We start from the raw sequence: 19,102 nt of genomic DNA on the forward strand, positions 1-19,102 counted from the left end.
AGTCCGTGCGGCCCGCTGCGCGCATTCTCCACTACCGCGCAAAGGACCTGCTGACGGGCGGCCAGTCCACCGATCATCCGGCGGATGCCTCTGGAAACTTTGGACCGTGCTGAGCCCAGGTCATACCCCGGCATCAACTCCTGTCCCCTCAGCCCGGCGACGTCCAGGGGGTGCGCGGAACGAGGAGGACCTTCCGTCGATAACGGAGGCGAAATAGGTCCTCCTCGCGACTCGTCAGGGCGCCGTGGTGGGGCACATTGATGCTGACACGGCCCCGAAACGGCTCAATCCGCGGCGTGTCCGTGTCAAAGTGCCCCGGTTCGGCTACTTCCCCGGGCCTGACCGAAAAGCCCATGCTGATCCCCGAAGTGGACTTCAGCGGAATCGCCCGCGCGCTCGGTGCCGAGTCGGCGATCATCCGCTCACTGTCGGACCTTGCCGCGCTCACGGACTGGATCGACGCCGGCGCCAAGGGAACCTTCGTGGCCGACTGCCGCATCACCGCCAGCGTCCGGGCCCCGTGACTGAGCGAATGGATGCAGGCCAAGCAGGAGGCGAAGGCGGCGGTGGCGGGGTAGAGGCCCCACGTATGGTTCTGCCTGCCTGACGTAGCATGAATCCATGCGGATACTCGTCGTCGGAGCCGGAGCCACAGGCGGGGCGTTCGGAACGCTCCTGCAGGAAGCGGGACGGGATGTCACGTATCTGGTGCGGCCGCGCAAGCAAGAGGCCCTCCGCCGGGACGGGTTACGCTTCATTTCCCCCACCGCTGACCGGACGCACCCGGTAAAAACCATCACCGCCCCGGACGGGTCAGAGGCCTTCGATCTGATCCTCGTCACGGTCAAAGCCACCGCGTTCGAGGGCGTACTCGGCGAGATTGGCGCTTTCGTCGGGCCTGGAACGAGCATCATTCCCATCCTCAACGGCATGGCCCATGTGGACCGGCTTGAGCAGTTGTACCCGGGCCAGGTGCTCGGCGGCCTGGCCCGGATCGTCGCCACTCTCGACGGCGATGTGGTCCGCCAGCAGATGCCCCTCACTTCCCTCATGGTGGGCGGGCTGAGCGGAAACCCTGTCCCTACGGATGTTTCCGAAGCTCTGGACGTGCCCGGCGTCGACTTCTCGGTAGTGGACGACGTAGCCGGCGCCCTGTGGGAGAAATGGGTATTCATCGCGGCCGCAGGAATCGTCAACTGCCTGTTCCGGGCGCCGGTTGGACGGATCATCGACGCCGGCGGGCGGTCCAGGATCCTGGAGGCCATCAGTGAAACCGAAGCGGTGGCGGCGGCGGCAGGACATCCCGTTTCCGACGCCGGTCATGCACAGGCGGTCGGTATCCTGACTGAACCGGGATCGGCCTTCACTTCCTCCCTGTACCGGGACCTCAGCGCAGGGCTCCCATCGGAGGCCGAGCACATCCTCGGCGACCTTGCCGGCAGAGCCCGCAGCCTCAACGTCCCTACGCCTCTGTTGGAGCTCACCCTCATCCAGATCAGGGCCGGCCTGCCAACCTGAACCACTCCGGCGCGGCCAGCAGGCGGCGGAGCCAGCGTGCTGGAGCGGGCGAGCTGATCAACAGGCGACGCCGTGCTCTTCCCGCTGCACCGAAAGACCGGACAAGACTGCCGGATCACGTCGACCGTCCTGGCCCCGTGACTGAGGGAGTGGATGCAGGCCTCGAAGGCGGCGAGGGCGAAGGCTGCGGTGGCGGGCTAGGGGCATTCACAGGTCCGGCGCCTAACATGGCCCACATGAAAGCTGCCCGGGACGCACGCTCTGCCGCCGTTGTGATCAACGCCGGATCACGCCGAGGGGCGGCACCCGAACTTGCCGTGGACACGATGCGAAAGGCAGGCGTGCCCATCTCTGCCGTGCACCACGTGCTGTCGGGGGCAGACCTGGCCGGGACGCTTGATCGGGTGCTTGCGGACGGGCACGACCTGGTCGTAGTTGGTGGCGGCGACGGGACAGTGTCCTACGCCGCCGGTCGGGTTGCCGGCACCGACGTTGTGCTCGGCGTTCTTCCCCTGGGCACCGCCAACGACTTCGCCCGCACACTGGAGATACCCAACAACCTTGCCGAGGCCTGCGCCACCATCGCAGACGGGAAAGTAGTGGACATCGACCTCGGCCGGGCCAACGGTGAGCCATTCCTCAACGTCGCGTCCGCGGGCTTGTCCGTGGCAGTTACCGAAGCTCTCAGCCCCCGCCTGAAGCGATACATCGGGCCATTGGCGTACAGCATCGCCACGCTGACGGCTTATGCCAGGCACAAGGCGTTCCGGGCCCGTCTCGAGTTCCCCGACGGGGACCACGAGCCGATTGAGCTCGACAGCCTCCTTCAGGTAGCCGTCGGCAATGGCCGGCATTACGGCGGCGGCAACACGGTCTCCCCCACGGCAGGGATCGACGACCACACCCTGGACATCTACGCCATCCTGGCGGGGCCACTCCGGGAGCATGTGAGTATCGCGCGGTTGCTCAAGGACGGAAGCTTCATCAAACACGATCGGGTGTACCACCTGACCACCAGACGTGTCCGGCTGGTCACCGACCAGCCGCTGCCGGTGAATCTCGACGGCGAGATTGCGACCGCCACGCCCACTGACTTCACCGTCCAGCGCAACGCCGTCCACGTCGTGGTGCCCCAGAGCAGCACCAGCGCGCTGTTCGACGGACCGGGCGCCGCGGACTGGTCGTCCATTTGAAAACCTATTAGCTCACCGGCCCATAGCCAGATTTCTTTCTTTCGCCGGTCAGCCCGCCCTAAGGGCGTTGTTTCGAAAACCGTCACGCCTCCGGCACATCTCCCCTTAGTTGCGGGTGCAGCAGATCACGGGCAACGGCTAGCGGGTGGTGAAAAGCCGGCAGGCCAGACAGTCGCGGAGTTATAACAAAATCCCCCGATATATTTTACTGATCCGATGTGTGCGCCGCTGAGGTCCGCGTCTCTGAAGTCAGCTCCTGAGATGTCAGCCCCGCCGAGAAATGCGTTCGTAAGCGTCGCCCCTCTGAAATTGGTGCCAATGAGGAAGGCGTGGAAAAGCCTCGCGTTTGTAAGGTCTGCATTGGTCAGGTCCGTAAAAGTAAAGTTTGTTCTGTCCAGTGAGACCCCTATGAGTTTCACCCCGGTCAGATTCAGCTTTGCTTGCGCCCCGAAACTGGACAGATAGGCGTCCGACAAGCCGGTTGCGGAGCTAAGGTCAGCTCCAGCGAGGTTGACGCCTTCAAACCTTGCACCAGTAAGGTTTGCGCGTGTCAGGTTGGCATTCTTGAGGATAGCGTTACGTAGGTTCGCCCTTCCAAGATCGGCTTCCACAAGCAAGGCGTTGGTGAGGTCTGTACCATCGAGCCTGGCAGAGGAGAGGTTCGCATTTGCAAGGTCAGCTCCACTCATAAGAAGGCCTGACAAGTTTTGATCGGCCAAGTCCAATGAGTGAAAGGGTCTCTCCGCCGCCTGCGTTGTCGATCGTTCCCTTACGAAGCGGAGATTCTCTCGCCTGTCCGCTTCGTCTGCCGTGGTCGTGGCAGCTTTTAGCTCGCGATCCGACCTCTGATCGTCAAGCCACGACTGGCCGACGAGCAGGATGACACCAAGTAAGAAGGCAATGAGTATGTCTTGCACCCACCAGGGAGGATCCTGTTCCCGCCAAGACCGCTTTTTACGAGGCTTCGGTTTCAAAGCCCACCTAGGTCGAGTGCGCTGTTGCATACTGCCATAACCGCTTGGCATTCATGCCTCCTTGCCATCGTAGGAGTCTTATCTTTCGCCGTATCTGGATCGTATCTTCCTTGGATTCGTACAGGGCAAGACCATTGCGGGGTTCTTAGTTGGTGGAACGCGGGCCGACCGGAAGCTCAACTCTCAGCGCAGCAGGGTGGCAGTTTCTGCCGCGAGCCCGGATGGTATTGAGCTGGCCCGTCCAGCTCAGGCTACTGCTCGCTCGGCCTGTCCCGTGATGTCCAGGACGTGGGCGTCCCAGCGCGTGTCTGCTCCGCGACAAGGGCCGGCAAATGTCCCAACGCCTCGGGGCCGGAACCTTCGCCTCCGCGGCCGCAATGAGAACGTCGGTAACAGTTCAGCGGGCAACGTCGGGTCTGCACCCCAACTCAAGGCCTCGCGAACCAGGTTGTTCGACGGACCGGGCGCCGCGAACTGGCAGTAAGGCGTTGTTTCCGAAACAGTCACGCCTCCGGCACCTCCCCCCTTACTGTTGATGAGGCAAGTCACGTAACCGTTTACGTAAACCGTTTGCGTACCTGCCCCCAGACCGCAGTACAGCCAAGGAGAACCAGTGGTAACCATCAGGGACGTCGCCGTGCACGCGGGCGTATCCCCCGCCACCGTCTCCCGGGTGGTCAACGGCCTTGTGGGCTATTCGGAAGAGACCCGCGAGCGCGTGGAGGACGCGGTCCGGAAGCTCAGCTACGAAACCGATTCCCTGGCACGTGGCCTTAAGACCCGGCAGACCTCGGTCATCGGACTGCTCGCACCCATGGTGTCCGACGCACTCGCCTCCCAGGTGATGCAGGGCGTGGAGGAGGAGGCCCAGGAGCGCGGCTACGCCGTCATGCTGGGCCGCACCGGCGCCAAATCCGCCTACATCGCCAGCTACCTGCGGACCCTGCGCACCTACCGGGCAGCCGGCGTCATCCTGGTCTCGGCCGTAATCAAGCCCGAGATCCGGCAGCTGCTGGGACCCACCGTCCCGGTCATCTCCGTGGCCATCAGCGACAAGTCGGGCTCACCCAGTGTGGCCATCGACGACGAAAAAGCAGCCTATGACGCCACCCGTCACCTGCTCAAACTCGGCCACCGCCGCATCGGGCTGCTCACCGGCGACCCCGACTCCATCTTCGTTGCCCAACCCCGGCAGCGCGGATACCTCAAGGCCATGGCCGAGGCAAAGTGTGAACCCGTCACCGCCACGGGCAACTTCTTCTACGAAAGCGGCGCCCCCGGCCTGGACCACCTGCTGCAGCAGGACCCCGGCCTCACCGCCATCTTCGCCGTCAGCGACGAGATGGCCGCCGCCGTGGTGAACGAACTGCAAAAGCGCGGCCGCCGCGTCCCGGAAGACGTCTCCGTCCTCGGCTTCGACAACACCTCCACCGCCCTGCACGTCCACCCGCCCCTGAGCACCATGGCCCAGCCGCTGGAGGAAATGGGCCGGATGGCCGTCAAGAAACTCCTCCGCTCCCGCGACCTCGGGCCGCGGATCATGCCCCACAAACTCATCGAACGCGGCTCCACCGCCCCGCCGCCGCCCACCCAACAGACCTAACCCCAACTCACCGAATCCCCGCTTAAGGCGACAGCCGGCACTTCCGCGCGCCGCCGTCGTCGTACTCCCCTGCGCCCAAAACCAGCCACCTAAACAGGCAATTACCCCAACCCAAGGAGCAACACATGAGGCAGCGCCGCCGCACCTGGCAGACCCTTCTCGCCACCACCGCAACCCTGACCGTCGCCGCCGTCGCCCTCACCGGCTGCGGCGGAACCGCCACGGACGCGGGCAGCAGCCCCAAGGCCGCCGCGTCCTTCGAAGGCAAGGGCCCCATCAACTACGTCTCCAACCGCGATGCCTCCGGCGCCGCGAACAAGACCATCGAAGAGTGGAACGCCGCCCACCCGAACGAAAAAGTCACCTTCATCGAACTGCCGGACTCCGCGGACCAGCAGCGCCAGCAGCTTATCCAGAACGCCCAGATCAAGTTGGACACCTTCAGCGTGCTGAACCTGGACGTCGTCTGGACCTCCGAGTTCGCCGCGAACAAGTGGATCCTGCCGCTGCCCGATGACGCCATCCCCACGGACACGATGATTCCCGCCACGGTCAACGCCGCGACGTACCGGGACTCCCTGGTGGGCGCCCCGTACTACACCGACGGCGCGCTCTTCTACTTCCGCCAGGACCTGCTCACGGCCGCCGGCATCGCCGCCCCGCCCAAGACCTGGGACGAGATGAAGGCAGCCTGCGAGAAGATCCTTGCCCTCCCCGAAGCCGCCGGGATGTCCTGCTACACCGGCCAGTTCGACAAGAACGAGGCCCTTACGGTCAACTTTGCCGAGGCCGTCGCCTCCGCCGGCGGCACCGTGGTGGACGCCGAGGGCAAGCCCACCGTCAGCACCGCCGAAGCCAAGGCCGGCCTGAACCTTCTGGTGAACGGCTTCAAGGACGGAATGTTCCCCTCCGACGCCATCACCTATCTCGAGGAGCAGGGCCGCCGCGCATTCCAGGATGGCAAGCTCGTCTTCATGCGCAACTGGCCGTTCCTGCACGCCTCCCTGAGCGCCACGGACGGCTCCAGCAAGGTGGCCGGCAAGTTCGACATAACCTCCATCCCCGGCACCGACGGACCCGGCGTCTCCACTCTCGGCGGCCGCAGCCTCGCCATCTCACCGTTCACCCCGAACAAGGCCACGGCACTGGAGTTCGTCAAGTTCTTCACCAGCGAGGAGCAGGCGCAGAAGCGCCTCGCGCTCAGCTCCCGCGCCCCGGTCTACGCCTCGCTGTTCGAGGATCCCGCTGTCGTGGCCAAGCGCCCGTTCTTCCCCACGCTGCTGACCTCGCTGAACAACGCCCAGCCTCGCCCCAAGGTGGTCCAGTACGGCGCCACCACCAAGGCGATCCAGGAAGAGGCCTACGCGGCCATCACCGGCGCCAAGGACACGGACACGGCCCTGAACGACATGCAGGCCAAGCTCACCGAGCTGACCAAGTAGCCGCGCCATGACCACTACTACCGCCCCGTCCGCCGGCCCGCAGACCGGCACGCCCCAGCCAGCCACGCCGCGCAAACGCGGCAACCGCTCCCCCGGCGAAGGCCGCATGGCCGCGATGCTGCTCTCCCCCACCATCCTGGTGCTGGCCCTGGTCATCGTGTACCCGCTGCTCTCCGCGGTGCACCAGTCCCTGTTCCGCGCCGAGACCGGCTTGGACGCGGACGGCTTCGTCTCCGAAGTGGAGTCCTTCGTGGGGCTGGCCAACTACGCCGACCTCTTCGTGGGCGAATCCGGCCGGCGCTTCCTGAACGCCTTCGCCAACACCACCTTCTTCACGGTCACCACGGTGTTCCTCGAAACTGTCCTGGGCCTATGCCTGGCACTGGCCATGAACCGCGCCTTCCGCGGCCGGTCCTTCCTGCGCGCCAGCATCCTGGTCCCCTGGGCTGTGCCCACCGCCGTCTCCGGCCTGCTGTGGCGTTGGATCTTCCAGTCCGACGGCATCGCCAACAACCTGCTCGGCAGCGAAATCCTGTGGACCGCCGAAGGCAACGCCTCCAAGCTCGCAGTCATCATCGCCGAAGTCTGGAAGACCGCTCCGTTCATCGGCCTCCTGGTCCTCGCCGGGATGCAGATCATCCCCGGCGAGGTCTACGAAGCCGCCAAGATCGACGGCGCCGGCTGGTGGCGCCAGCTCGGCTCCATCACCCTCCCGCTGGTCAAGCCCACACTCCTGGTGGCCGTGCTGTTCCGCATGCTCGACGCGCTCCGCATGTTCGACCTGCCGTTCGTGTTGATCGGACCGGGCAAGGAATCCGTGGAAACCCTCTCCATGCTCGCCTGGGACGAATCCAACCAGCTCCGCTACGGCTCCGCCTCCGCATTCGCCGTCATGCTCTTCCTCTACGTCGCCGTCGTCGCCATCGTGTTCGTGAAGGTGCTCGGCGCGGACGTCACCGGCGCCAAGGAACTGAAGCGCATCTCCAAGAAGTCCCGCATCAAGGCAACCCGCACCCAGAAGGCCGAGGCCACCCGATGACCATCTCAGACCTCCGCAACGCTGCCGCCGATTCCGGCGTAGCTGGGACTGCTGCCGCAGCCCCGCTCCGCCCCAAGCAGAAGCGCACCTGGCGCTCCTACTCCGTTTACGTGGGCCTGGCGCTGATCTTCGCCTACTGCCTGGCGCCGTTCTACTGGATGATCGTCTCCAGCCTCCGCCGCACCGCTGACATCTTCGACAACACCCTGCTGCCCGCGCCGTTCTCCCTCGAGAACTACCTCAAGGTGTTCGATGGCTCCACCATGTTCGGCCAGGCGCTGCTCAACTCCCTGATCGTCGCCGGGACCACCACGGTGTTCGCCCTGGTCCTCGGCGTCTTCGCGGCCTACGCCATCTCCCGGCTGAACTTCCGGTTCAAGTCCGTGATCCTCGGCGTCATCATTGCCACGTCGATGTTCCCCGGCATCTCAGTGGTGGTTCCGCTGCTGCGTCTCTTCACAGACATCGGCTGGATCAACACCTACCAGGCGATGATCGTGCCGAACCTGTCCTTTGCGATCCCGCTGGCGGTCTGGAACCTGACCACGTTCATGAAACAGCTGCCGTTCGACCTCGAAGAGGCCGCCATGATCGACGGCTGCACCAAGTGGCAGGCGTTCCGCAGGGTCCTCCTGCCGCTGGCCGCACCGGGCGTGTTCACTACCGCTATCCTGACCTTCATCCACAGCTGGAACGAGTTCATCATCGCGCTGTCCATGATCAACAACCCCGCCGTCCAGACCGCCACCGTGGCCATCTCCAAGTTCACCGGAGCCACCGAATTCCAGGCACCGTTCGGTGAGCAGATGGCCGCCGGCGTGATCGTTACGGTCCCGCTGGTGATCATGGTGCTGGTCTTCCAGCGCCGCATCGTGGAAGGCCTCACCGCAGGTGCCGGCAAATGACGCACGACGGCGGCACCCCCGCCACGAGCACAGTCACCGGCCAGTGGTGGGACTCAGCCGTGATTTACCAGGTGTATCCGCGCTCCTTCGCGGACAGCGACGGCGACGGCGTGGGCGACCTCGCCGGGCTGGCGGCCCGGCTGCCCTACATCGCGTCGCTGGGCGTGGACGGGATCTGGATGACCCCGTTCCAGCCCTCCCCGCAGGTGGACCAGGGCTACGACGTCAGCGACTACTGCGGCGTGGACCCGCTGTTCGGCACCATGGAGGAGTTCGACGCCCTCCTGGAGCTCGCCCACTCGCTTGGCCTGCGGATCCTGCTCGACGTTGTCCCCAACCACTGCTCCTCTGCCCACCCGCTGTTCCAGCAGGCCCTCGCTGCCGGGCCAGGCTCGCCGGAACGGGAGCTGTTCCACTTCGTCGAAGGCCGCAGCTCCGGCCCTGACTCCCTCAGCGATTTACCCCCGAACAACTGGCAGAGCGTCTTCGGCGGCCGGGCCTGGTCCCGCGCCAACCCGGAATCCGACACGGACACCCAGTGGTACCTGCATCTGTTCTCCCCCGGGCAGCCGGACTGGAACTGGCGGAACCCGGCCGTGGGCGAATACTTCGAAGGCGTGCTCCGCTTCTGGTTCGATAAGGGCGTGGATGGCCTCCGGATCGACGTGGCGCATGCCCTCTTCAAGGCGGACGGTTTGCCGGATGCGCCCTCCGCCACTGCTGTGGTGGACGGCCTGCGGTCCAACCCGCTGGTCTCGGACCAGGAGGACGTCCACGAGGTGTACCGGCGCTGGCGCACCCTCGCCGAGAAGTACCAGCCGCACCGCCTGCTGGTGGGCGAGGTCAACCTGGAACCGGCCCGCGCCGCCCGCTACACCCGTGCCGACGAGATGCACCAGGCGTTCGCGTTCGCCTTCGTGAAGCTCGGTTGGGATCCTGCGGCGTGGGCTTCAGTGGGGACGGAGCTGGAGGCCGCGCGCCAGGCCCACGGCGCGGCGCCCAGCTGGGCGCTGGAGAACCACGACATTGTCCGCTCCGTGACGCGGTTCGGCGGCGGGGCCGTGGGCACCCGGCGCGCGCGGGCCGCCCTGCTGGCCCTGCTCGGCCTGCCCGGCGCCGCCTACATCTACCAGGGCCAGGAGCTCGGGCTGCCCGAAGTGGATGTCCCGGTGGACGCCCGCGTGGATCCCATGTGGGCCCGCGGCGGCATCACCCGCGACGGGGCCCGCGTCCCGCTGCCGTGGACCGCGGCTCCTTCGTTGCACCATGGATTCTCGCTGGGTTCTTCGGCGGCGGCCCCGTGGCTGCCGCAACCTGCCGGCTGGGGCCAGCACGCCATCGAAACCCAGCAGCAGGCCCCGGGTTCCACGCTGGCGCTGGTGACCGCCGCCGTCGGACTCCGCCGCCAGCTGTGGGAGCAGGGCGTGTTCACTGCGGACGACGGCGGCAGCTGGCGTGTGGAGGACGGGAACCTGCTGGTCTGCGAGCGCAGCCCCAAGTTCCTGGTTGCCGTGGCGATGGGAACCGAGCCGGTGCGGCTGCCCGCCGGGACCGTGCTGGCCAGTGCTGTGCCCCTGGAAACGGCCGGCTGGCTGCAGCCGGACAACGCTGCCTGGGTGCTGCGGGAATAGATAGCCGTCTCGCAGATTTAGATCAAGGGCTGCTCAAGGTCTCCGCAACTTTCACCGAGCAATCGGAGAACGTACTTGTGCGCACCATATCCCCGTGAAGAATTGGGTCATCAGGCAGGCTGGATGACGCATCCAACCTTGCCGAACTGAATTCATCAAGGGGGAAATAGTTTGAAGCTCACAACAACTCTGGCCAGCGGCGCACTCTTGTGTCTGGCCCTTTCGAGCTGTGCCGCGGGATCGCCGCAATCAGTTCCGGCCGTAACGCACACCGTTACACAGACGGCTCCAGCAACTGTGACGGCAACCGCCACAGTCACAGCCGAGCCTGTTGCACCCGTCGTAGTGGCGGCCCCGGCTCCGGCTCCAGCGGCTCCAACGACTGCGATTATTCCTGGCAACGTTGCCGGAATGAATGCAGAGGCGCTCGACGACGATCTATCCGCTCTGGGCTTCAAGAAAGTCGTCTACAACGCTGATACTGGCAAGACCGTGCTGTTGCTCAGCAACTGGACGGTTACAGGGATAGACAACGCCGGGGCAGAGCAGGCTGTCGACAAGGCAGTAGTAGTTCACGTAACAAAGTAGTGGCCGCTCGTCCCCAGCGTACCCACCGTGAAGTGCCTTGGCGACTTGGTACTCTCGGCGACGCGCCAGGACGCCGGCTCGACGTCAAGCGCAACTATTGGGGGACGAATGACAATTCCGAACATTTTGGATGAAGACCATATCGATGCCGCAGCCAAACTGCTGGGCGCTTACTACAACGACCTTTTCGCATCAGAGATGCCGAGAACCGGCAGCCGCTTCGACAGCTGGGCCGGTGGTGGGGACGCGGCGGGCGTGGCCAACCGAGTGGTCGCCGATGATCTTGTCGCAGTCTCATTCCTGTCGGTCAAGATTCCAGCCCGGGCCGCAGTCGGCATACTTGAAACGCATGCTCCGGAGATTTCAAAGAACCTCAAGCACCTGCCATATAACGTCGACCTGGCGGATCTGACCCCTGACGAGTTCGACAAGTACCTTGGCACAGGGAGCCCCGGAATGTGCCTATGGCACGTGCTCAGGGCGACGACAACCGGACGATGGGGTATTGGCGAAACTAAGGCCAGTAAGATCATGGCCCGAAAGCGCCCCCAGCTAATCCCAATCTACGATTCAATCGTGGGTCCGCTAATGGGGCTGCCCAAGAACTCCGTGGGTCAGTGGAAGAAGTGGCATACGGCCTTAACTGACGGCACAGGCCTCACTTACCGGCTTCAAGAAATTCGAAGGCTCTCTGGAATTTCCGATCCGATTTCCGACATTCGTGTCATGGACATCGTGCTCTGGATGTACGGAAAGGAGACCGCAGCCTCGTGAAAAGGACCAAGCAAGGGCCGGAGCTCACGGACAACTATGCACAGTTCGTCGAGCAGTTGACCGCCGCTTCGAAAAAGCTACAGGCACGTCATGACTCACTGAACCGGACACTTGAAATAGTCACTTTGCTGTTCAAGCAGAATGTGCTCGGTCTCAGCCTCTGGGAAGAACGACGCATCAAGCTCAGCAAGTTAGTTGCGAAAGATGCCATTTCGATGGACACGGCAAACTCGCTGCGCGAGCTCCATGACGTTGCCCTCAGGATGGAATCAATGTTCCTGCTCCGCAGCCAGCGCATCGACGAGAAAAAATCAGCTGTTAGCAGCCATGTTGATGAAATCAACAAGTCGCTTCTCGATCTGGACAGAAGCAAGCTCAATCTCCTTTCGTCCCGGATGACAATGCGCGATCGCGAGAAGCTCAACGAGGCCGTCGCAGGTGTTGCCGGGACACCCCAAGGAGCGAACGCGGCATCATCCGATCCGGGCCTTCGAGATGACCTCAACGAGGCCCGTAGGGCTATGATCCTGGCCGAAGCGCTGCTGGAACTGAAAGGGAAATGACGGTGACACAAACGCAGTCGGAGAAGATCGTCATCAGAAGTTTCACTTCTGTGCAGTGGGATGGCAGTAGCGTGCCCAAACCCGTGAACGTCTTTGCCAAATTCCGAGGGAAGCGGCTGTGGGCTGGCATCATAGCCTTCGTCATCCTCTGCAACCTCGGAGTTTTCGGGACAGTGGTAATCGTTCTTGCATTCATCGGCTTAGTCATAGCGATGATCTGGTCAACGGGAAAGCTTTCGCCCCAACAGGCGTTTATGAGCGACCTCATGGCAGAGGTGAATGACGCCGTTGTTGAGCTCACCGACAACGCGGATGCAAGGCTGTCCGTGAAAGATCTGGTGGCTCTGCGGGGTTCCGACCGGGATATTCCGTTGCCGGTCAACGGCGTATCAGGTCTAAATTTGCGCGTCGTCAGCGACGGACCAGGTGCCGAGCGCATAGCAGCGATAGCCCGAACGGACGACAGGATACGGACAACAAAGGTTATTGTCGCTGCTACTGCACCCGATTATGGCACCGCAAGCTTCGACCGGCTGCTTCAGACCACACTCGACGCAGCCTGACAGGACCGACAACCCCGCCTGCGCACGCTTAAGGAGGAACGCGGCGAGAAGGCGCCCCCCATCTCCGGCGCTCTCAGGCAGGCGTCGCAACGGTAATTCCGGGCTACTCGAGGAAGCAGGCGGCCGGAAGCTGAAAGCCGCATTGTCACGGACACAGGCGTGGACGCCGAGCACATCTCACGAGTCCTACCCGCCCTTCCGCTTCCACGCCACCGCCAACCCCAGCACCACTGCGCCCAGCCCGAGCATCACCAGGACCATCAGCCCCCAGTTCGCTTGGTTCACGCCTGGCCCGTACAGCACACCGATCAGCACCGTCGCCGTGATGGCGCCAAGGTAGCGGCAGGTCTGGAAAATACCGGCTGCCACTCCCCTCTCCTCCGGCCGGGCGGACACGTAGAGGCCCTGGTTCGACGCCGTGCTCACCACTCCGTACGGCACACCCATCAACGCGGTCAGCACAAACACCAAGGGCGGCCAGAGGGACAACGTCAACGCCCCCAGCCCGCCCGAGGCGACTAGTAGGATCAGCGCACCGGCGATCATCACCGAACGCACGCCGAACCGCTCAATCAGCCGTACCGTCACCGGTGTGACCAGCACGGACATCGCCGCCAGGGGAAACATCAGCAGGCCCACCAATCCGGCGTCGTAATGTCCCGCCTCCTGCAGCAGCTGCGGCAGGCCGAAGAACGCAAAGTAGTAGACGCCGCTGAAGACGACGAACACCAGATACACCAGCAGCAGCGGCCGGTTCCGGCCGAGCAGCCGCAGATCAAGGAACGGCGGACGGAAGCGCAGCTCCCGCCACGCAAACACCGCGGCAATGAAGGTCGCCGCGCCCAGGAGCCACCAGCGGTATCCCGGCATCACGTTCAGCAGCGCCATCATCGCGAGCATCAGCGAGGCGACGAAGGCCAGGATGCCGGGGATGTCGGAGTCGCGGATCAGGGTGGAGAGCTTCCCGGTTTCGCGTCCGGCATCGGCCGGCGCCGCCCGGTGCACCACAATCAGCGCCAGCAGCGCGAGCGGCACGTTGACGGCGAACAGCGCCTGCCAGCCCAGCAGGCTCACCAACAAACCGCCGACGACGGGTCCCACCGCGGCCGCCGACGTGTTCGCCATCTGGATCCGGCCCAGCGGGCGGGTGGCCGGCAGCTTCGCCAGCCGGCTCAGTTCGGTGACCATCACGACGGCGGACGGGTAGGCCGTCGCCGTCCCCACGGCCATGAGCGCGCGGGCCACGCAGACCAGCGCGAAGTTGGGCGCAAACGGAGCCAGCGCGCACGTCACCGCCACCAGGGCCATCCCGAACGTGAACAGGCGGCGCGGCCCGAAGCGGTCCGCGAGCCTGCCCATCAGCGGCTGTCCGGCCGCGGACGCGAGGTAGAACGAGGTGATCACCCAGGTGACGGTGGCGACGTCGAGCGCGAAATCCTCCCGGAGGACCACCAGCGCGACGGCGATCATGGACGAGTTCAGCGGGTTCAGGGAGGTGCCGAGGCTGAGCGCGGCGATCGCGAGGCCGGGACGGGGTTTGTTCGTCACGCCCCTAAGTCTGGTGCATCGTTGCCTTGGGTCACGAACCTACTCGGGGGCGTGCGGCGAGTCGAGCTCGCCGGCAATCTTCTCCTCCAGGGCGGCCAGCGTCGCCTCGGGCAGGACGATCAGTCCGTCCAGCTCCCGCCGGGCGCGCCTGTACGCCGTCTGCCGCTCCGCCGGTGTGGCGGCATTGTCTAAGGCGAGGTTGAGCAGCTTCCTGGCCGTCGCCAGCCGCTGGCGTTCGGGCCCGGTGAAGTTGCTGTCCTTGATCCGCTTGGCTTCCCGCTCTGCAACGTCGAACGCCAGCTCGAAGCTGTGCACGGCCGCCCGGTATTCCGCCAGCCGGGCCGCCGTCGAAATCTCTTCCGGTTTGGCCGGCCGCAACCCGTCGGCCTCCCGCTTGGCCCGGAGGAAGGCGACCGTGAGGGGTTCGCGCACATCCGTCATGACCGGGAAGTCGATGAGTTTTCCCACGTCAAGCTCGTAGTCCAGCCACCGCCGGTTCACGGCGTCGTGCGCTGCCACCAGCGAGAGGACAGCAGCCTGGCTGGCCTGTTCGGCCTGCACCGCCTGGTTCTTGAGCTTGTAGAGCTCCACCCGGCGGCGGTGGCGGCGTTCGCTCGCTTTGGACCACTGCCTGGCCCACCCGCCCATCACTGCGCTCAGCGGAAAGACAAGCCACCAGTAGTGGGCGACAAAATCGAAGAAGGGATCCACAGATTCATCGTCCCACCTGAGCGCGCCCACTGAAACGCATTTCCCGCGTCAGGTCTTCAAGGGAACGGCATCCAAAAACCCGTTGACATGTGACCAAATGGTCACCTATTCTTTAACCGTGGACGCCGTATTCAAGGCCCTCGCCGACCCCACCCGCCGGGACCTGCTCGATGAGCTCTTCCGGGAGGACGGGCAGACCCTGCATGCGCTCGAGGCCCGCTTCGAGATGACCCGATACGGGGTCATGAAGCACCTCAAGCTGCTGGAGGAAGCCGGCCTGGTGGTCACCCGCCGTCGGGGCCGCGAGAAACTCCATTTCCTCAATCCGGTGCCCATCCGCCTGATCCACGACCGCTGGGTCAGCAAGTATGCACAACCATGGGCCGCTGCCCTCAGCGACCTCAAAACCAGATTGGAAAGTCCCATGGAAAAGATCTTCGAAATCTACATCAAGACCACCCCGGAGCGGCTCTGGGAAGCCATTACGGACAGCGATATCCGCAGCAAATACCAGTTCGGCAACAGCATCAAATCGGATTGGACCACGGGCAGCCGCTTCGAAATGGGCAACCCGAAGGCGGACGGAGCGCTCCTGGGCGAGGGTGAAAACATTGAAGTCGATCCCCCGCGCCGCCTGGTCCAGACAATGCGCGCCCTGTGGGGCGAGGACGTCAAGGCCGAAGGCACCTCACGCATCACCTGGGAAATCGAACCGGTGGGCGACTCCTGCCACCTCACCGTCACCCACGACCAGCTCCGCGAAGGCGCCAACGACCAGCTCTACGGCGGCTGGCCGATGATCCTCTCCGGCCTGAAGACCTGGCTGGAAACCGGCGAAAAGCTCACCACCCCGGGCTCCCTCATGTACACCTAAAGGCGACCGTCGGCGCCAAACCCGGGGCGCCGCCGTCGTACTCCCCCGCGCTACTTTTCAGGTCCCGCGTGTGCCGCCTTAGCGGCCTCATAGCTGGCGCCGAAGGGCAGCGTGTCCATGTCCAGCATGGGGTTATCGTCCTGGGTTGCCACCAGTTCGCGGGCAGCTTTGTCCGAATCCACGCTGGGCATTGACCCTGGCAGGTGCCTCCGGGCGGATTCCGGCAGGAAGTAGATGGTGACCGCAGCGATTGCCGAGGTGGCCATGAGGTAGTACGCGGGCATCATATCGTTGCCCGTCACCTGGATCAGGCTCGCAACAATGAACGGGGTGGTGCCGCCGAAAATCGCCACGGCGAAGTTGTAGGCGATGCCCATGGCCCCGTAGCGGTGGGCCGTGGGGAACAATGCCGGCAGCGCCGAGGCCAGATTGGCAACGTAGAACGTGACGGGGAAGGCGACCAGGGCAAGGCCGGTGAGCGTGGCCGGGACGGTTCCGATATCGATCAGAAGGAACGCGGGGAGCGACAGCACCACCGTGCTGATGGCACCGATCCACAGCACGGGGCGCCGGCCGATCCGGTCCGAGAGATGACCGGTCAGCGGGATGCACAGGGACATGGCCACCAGGACCGGGATGGTCAGGAGCGTCCCGTTGATCTCGTCGTACCCCTTGTTGGTGGTCAGGTACGTGGGCATGTAGGACGTCAGGGCGTAGCCCACCGTATTGGCAGCGGCCACGAGGATCATGGCCAGCACTATCCGCTGCCAGTAGGCCTTGAAGATTCCCACCGGGCCCATGGGGCCGAGCACCTCACCGGTTTCGGGATGCCTGGCGACTTCGGCCTCTGCCTCGAGGGTTGCCTGGAACGCGGGCGATTCCTCAATTTTCATCCGGAAGTAGATCGCGATAATGCCGAGGGGCCCGGCGATCAGGAACGGAATGCGCCAGCCCCAGGCCTCCATCTCGGCCTGGCCCAGGGTTAGCTGGAGACCGGACACCAGACCGGCACCAATGGCAAAGCCCAGATAGCTGCCCATGTCCAGGAAGCTGGCGAAGAAGCCGCGGCGGTGGTCCGGGGAGTGTTCACTGACGAACGTCGTGGCGCCTGCGTACTCGCCACCGGTGGAAAAGCCCTGCACCAGCTTCGTGATCACCAGCAGCACGGCAGCCCAGATACCCAGCACCGAGTACCCCGGGAGGAGGCCGACGACGAAGGTCGCCGCGGCCATGAGCATCAAGGTCATCGCCAGGACCTTCTGGCGGCCGATCTTGTCGCCAAGCCAGCCGAAAAAGACGCCACCCAGCGGGCGGGCGATAAACGTTGCCCCGAAGGTTCCCAGCAGGAAGAGGTTCTGCACGGCTTTATCTGCTTCCGGCAGGAACACCGGGCCCATCGTGGTGATCAGATAACCGAACACACCGACGTCGTACCATTCCATCGTGTTGCCGACGATGGTCCCGCCGAGCGCTTTCCTGAGGGTCCGGTGGTTAACAACATTGACGTCTGAAACGCGGAGACGGCGTTTCTTGAGAGGTTGCTGGGTCATGGCCGCCCCGCCTCCAGATTGAAGTGGCGCATAAGCTGGCATACCCGCACTTTGGTTCCTCCAATGGAGGTCACACGCCACCGACGGATGGCGCCGTTCTTGGCGCTGGACTCACCGCGATGGCGAAGCCCAGGTGTCCGGCAATCGTGTCGGGCTGTCGAGAAGAGTCGAAGGTCCGATCGTGGGGAATGAACGCTGGGTTCAGCCCTGTCCCAATGGGTCATGTCGGCTCAATTGTGGTGCTCCGATCATTTTTGCACCGCCGCCCGGGCTCAGCAATCAAATTCGGTGAGAAACCCGTTCAGAAGCGGGCCGTTCAGAGGCTTGTGCCTACCGGGGAACAAGCCGCCACAGGGACGTGACCTCGGCCGTGCGCGCCTCGAACAGAGGATCATCGCGGTCCGATGCCTTCGGATGCGTTGGCTTGGTGTCGAGCCGTTCCACCACCTTCAGCCCAGCCGCGTTGATGGCGGCCAGCAGATCGTCACGCGACCGCAGGCCCAGGTGCTCGGCCAGGTCGGAGAGGACAAGCCAGCCCTCACCGCCCGGCTCCAGATGGTCGGAGAGTTCGTTCAGGAAGCGGAACAGCATCCTGCTCCCGGGGTCGTAGACGGCACTGTCCAGGGTGGAATGCGGCGTGGCCGGAATCCAGGGCGGGTTGCACACAATGAGCGGTGCCCGTCCGGGCGGGAACATGTCGGTCAGGACGGCCTCAGCATTGTCCTGGACACCGAGGTTCCGGAAATTCTCGCCGGCGCAAGCGATGGCACGCGGTTCATTGTCCGTCGCCACCACGCGGTGGACGCCACGGCGCGCGAGGACGGCAGCGAGCACCCCGGTGCCGGTTCCGACGTCGAACGCCAGCGTGTCAGAGGGCAGCGGCGCGGCGGCCACGAGATCCACATACTCACTCCGGGTGGGGAAGAAGGTGCCATACTGCGGGTGGATGCGGCCCTGCAGGGCATCGACGTAGACGCCATTCCGTCGCCACTCGTGGGCGCCAATTGCCCCGACAAGCTCATGCAGGGACACAACGGAAGATTCGCCGATATCGCCGTACGCTTCAGCGGCGGCCTCCCGGATATCCGGTGCGCGGCGCAGCGGCACCACCGGGCCCGGATCAAGAGGAATCAGCAGCAGGCCGAGAATGCGTGCGCGGTGCGAGCGGGACTGGCGATGCCGGTAGAACTTTTCGGCCGGAGTTCCTGCGATCTTCTTTCCGGCGCCTACCCGCCGGTCCATGGCGTTGAGGATCTGCCGCGCGTTGTGGAAGTCACCGTGCCACAGCATCGCGATCCCCTGTGACGCCATCCGGTTCGCCTCATCGGCCGTGAGGGAGTCGGTGACCACTTCGACGCGCGTCGGCGCCGGCCTGCCGTTCGCCGAACGCCAGCGCGCGGTCATGCTGACACCCGCCTCGACCCACGTCACGACGGCGGGATCATCCACCGCAGCTGTGCGCGAGGGCTGGAGGGCCGACGTCGGGATTCCCACGGGAGCTGGTGTGTCAGTAGTGATTTAGATCCATTCCAAGAGTCCGGGGGGCCGATCGGCGACTGACGATTGCGGCGGTGATTCCACGACGTGGAAGGCGACGGCCCAAGATTCCGGACCGTCATCCGGCCG

At 64.5% G+C, this 19,102-nt stretch carries 18 protein-coding genes; 13 read left to right on the plus strand and 5 right to left on the minus strand.

Translation table 11 applies throughout. The features are described 5' to 3' along the window. Positions 1 to 296 precede the first annotated feature (296 nt). The 3 genes from AU252_RS23775 to AU252_RS05285 all read left to right on the plus strand — a co-directional run bounded on the left by AU252_RS23775 (position 297) and on the right by AU252_RS05285 (position 2,711). Positions 297 to 524, plus strand: coding sequence for a hypothetical protein (locus tag AU252_RS23775; RefSeq protein WP_240484324.1), 228 nt, complete (start codon positions 297 to 299; stop codon positions 522 to 524). Positions 525 to 621: 97 nt separating this feature from the next. Continuing rightward, on the plus strand, positions 622 to 1,518 hold the full coding sequence (locus AU252_RS05280; RefSeq protein WP_058929823.1) for a ketopantoate reductase family protein: 897 nt from the start codon (positions 622 to 624) through the stop codon (positions 1,516 to 1,518). A 236-nt stretch (positions 1,519 to 1,754) separates the two neighbouring features. After that, the gene (locus AU252_RS05285; RefSeq protein ID WP_058932762.1) at positions 1,755 to 2,711 is read left to right on the plus strand and encodes a lipid kinase; all 957 of its coding nucleotides are present in this window, start codon (positions 1,755 to 1,757) and stop codon (positions 2,709 to 2,711) included. A gap of 125 nt (positions 2,712 to 2,836) precedes the next feature. Here the strand turns inward: AU252_RS05285 and AU252_RS05290 are convergent, their stop codons facing one another. After that, positions 2,837 to 3,628, minus strand: a complete 792-nt coding sequence (locus AU252_RS05290; protein ID WP_058929824.1) for a pentapeptide repeat-containing protein — start codon at positions 3,626 to 3,628, stop codon at positions 2,837 to 2,839. 670 nt (positions 3,629 to 4,298) lie between these two features. Here AU252_RS05290 and AU252_RS05295 point away from each other — a divergent pair. The 9 genes from AU252_RS05295 (at position 4,299) to AU252_RS05330 (ending at position 12,793) form a co-directional block, all read left to right on the plus strand. Further along, complete coding sequence (locus AU252_RS05295; protein WP_058929825.1) at positions 4,299 to 5,288, plus strand: LacI family DNA-binding transcriptional regulator; 990 nt, start codon at positions 4,299 to 4,301, stop codon at positions 5,286 to 5,288. 125 nt (positions 5,289 to 5,413) lie between these two features. After that, on the plus strand, positions 5,414 to 6,730 hold the full coding sequence (locus AU252_RS05300) for an ABC transporter substrate-binding protein (RefSeq protein WP_058929826.1): 1,317 nt from the start codon (positions 5,414 to 5,416) through the stop codon (positions 6,728 to 6,730). Positions 6,731 to 6,737: 7 nt separating this feature from the next. After that, complete coding sequence (locus AU252_RS05305; RefSeq protein WP_240484325.1) at positions 6,738 to 7,769, plus strand: carbohydrate ABC transporter permease; 1,032 nt, start codon at positions 6,738 to 6,740, stop codon at positions 7,767 to 7,769. After that, complete coding sequence (locus AU252_RS05310) at positions 7,766 to 8,674, plus strand: carbohydrate ABC transporter permease (RefSeq protein ID WP_058929827.1); 909 nt, start codon at positions 7,766 to 7,768, stop codon at positions 8,672 to 8,674. The genes AU252_RS05305 and AU252_RS05310 overlap by 4 nt, the downstream gene beginning before the upstream one ends. Then, positions 8,671 to 10,305 carry an alpha-amylase family glycosyl hydrolase gene (locus AU252_RS05315; protein WP_058929828.1) on the plus strand — a complete coding sequence of 545 codons (1,635 nt, stop codon included), beginning with the start codon at positions 8,671 to 8,673 and terminating at the stop codon, positions 10,303 to 10,305. Before AU252_RS05310 ends, AU252_RS05315 begins: the two co-directional genes overlap by 4 nt. A gap of 411 nt (positions 10,306 to 10,716) precedes the next feature. Then, positions 10,717 to 10,893, plus strand: a complete 177-nt coding sequence (locus tag AU252_RS24105) for a hypothetical protein (protein ID WP_167349818.1) — start codon at positions 10,717 to 10,719, stop codon at positions 10,891 to 10,893. A 108-nt stretch (positions 10,894 to 11,001) separates the two neighbouring features. Further along, on the plus strand, positions 11,002 to 11,667 hold the full coding sequence (locus AU252_RS05320) for a DUF6308 family protein (protein ID WP_058929829.1): 666 nt from the start codon (positions 11,002 to 11,004) through the stop codon (positions 11,665 to 11,667). Next, positions 11,664 to 12,230 (plus strand): hypothetical protein, encoded by a 567-nt coding sequence (locus AU252_RS05325; protein WP_058929830.1) that lies wholly within the window; start codon positions 11,664 to 11,666, stop codon positions 12,228 to 12,230. The genes AU252_RS05320 and AU252_RS05325 overlap by 4 nt, the downstream gene beginning before the upstream one ends. A gap of 2 nt (positions 12,231 to 12,232) precedes the next feature. Next, the gene (locus tag AU252_RS05330; protein ID WP_157768938.1) at positions 12,233 to 12,793 is read left to right on the plus strand and encodes a hypothetical protein; all 561 of its coding nucleotides are present in this window, start codon (positions 12,233 to 12,235) and stop codon (positions 12,791 to 12,793) included. A gap of 186 nt (positions 12,794 to 12,979) precedes the next feature. Here the strand turns inward: AU252_RS05330 and AU252_RS05335 are convergent, their stop codons facing one another. Together AU252_RS05335 and AU252_RS05340 are read right to left on the minus strand one after the other, a co-directional pair. Beyond that, entirely contained in the window at positions 12,980 to 14,341 is a 1,362-nt protein-coding gene (locus AU252_RS05335) for an MFS transporter (protein WP_058929832.1), read from the minus strand. Positions 14,342 to 14,380: 39 nt separating this feature from the next. Beyond that, positions 14,381 to 15,052 (minus strand): hypothetical protein, encoded by a 672-nt coding sequence (locus AU252_RS05340; RefSeq protein WP_058932764.1) that lies wholly within the window; start codon positions 15,050 to 15,052, stop codon positions 14,381 to 14,383. A 118-nt stretch (positions 15,053 to 15,170) separates the two neighbouring features. Here AU252_RS05340 and AU252_RS05345 point away from each other — a divergent pair, with 118 nt between their 5' ends. Beyond that, entirely contained in the window at positions 15,171 to 15,926 is a 756-nt protein-coding gene (locus AU252_RS05345) for an ArsR/SmtB family transcription factor (RefSeq protein WP_058932765.1), read from the plus strand. Positions 15,927 to 15,976: 50 nt separating this feature from the next. Here AU252_RS05345 and AU252_RS05350 read toward each other — a convergent pair whose 3' ends face one another. Continuing rightward, positions 15,977 to 17,476: an MFS transporter gene (locus AU252_RS05350; RefSeq protein WP_083510278.1), complete on the minus strand. Its 1,500-nt coding sequence runs from the start codon at positions 17,474 to 17,476 to the stop codon at positions 15,977 to 15,979. A 330-nt stretch (positions 17,477 to 17,806) separates the two neighbouring features. Then, on the minus strand, positions 17,807 to 18,880 hold the full coding sequence (locus AU252_RS05355; RefSeq protein ID WP_058932766.1) for a N5-glutamine methyltransferase family protein: 1,074 nt from the start codon (positions 18,878 to 18,880) through the stop codon (positions 17,807 to 17,809). Positions 18,881 to 19,102 lie beyond the last annotated feature (222 nt).

This window comes from Pseudarthrobacter sulfonivorans (assembly GCF_001484605.1).
In the GTDB taxonomy this organism is placed as follows: Bacteria; Actinomycetota; Actinomycetes; order Actinomycetales; family Micrococcaceae; genus Arthrobacter; species Arthrobacter sulfonivorans_A.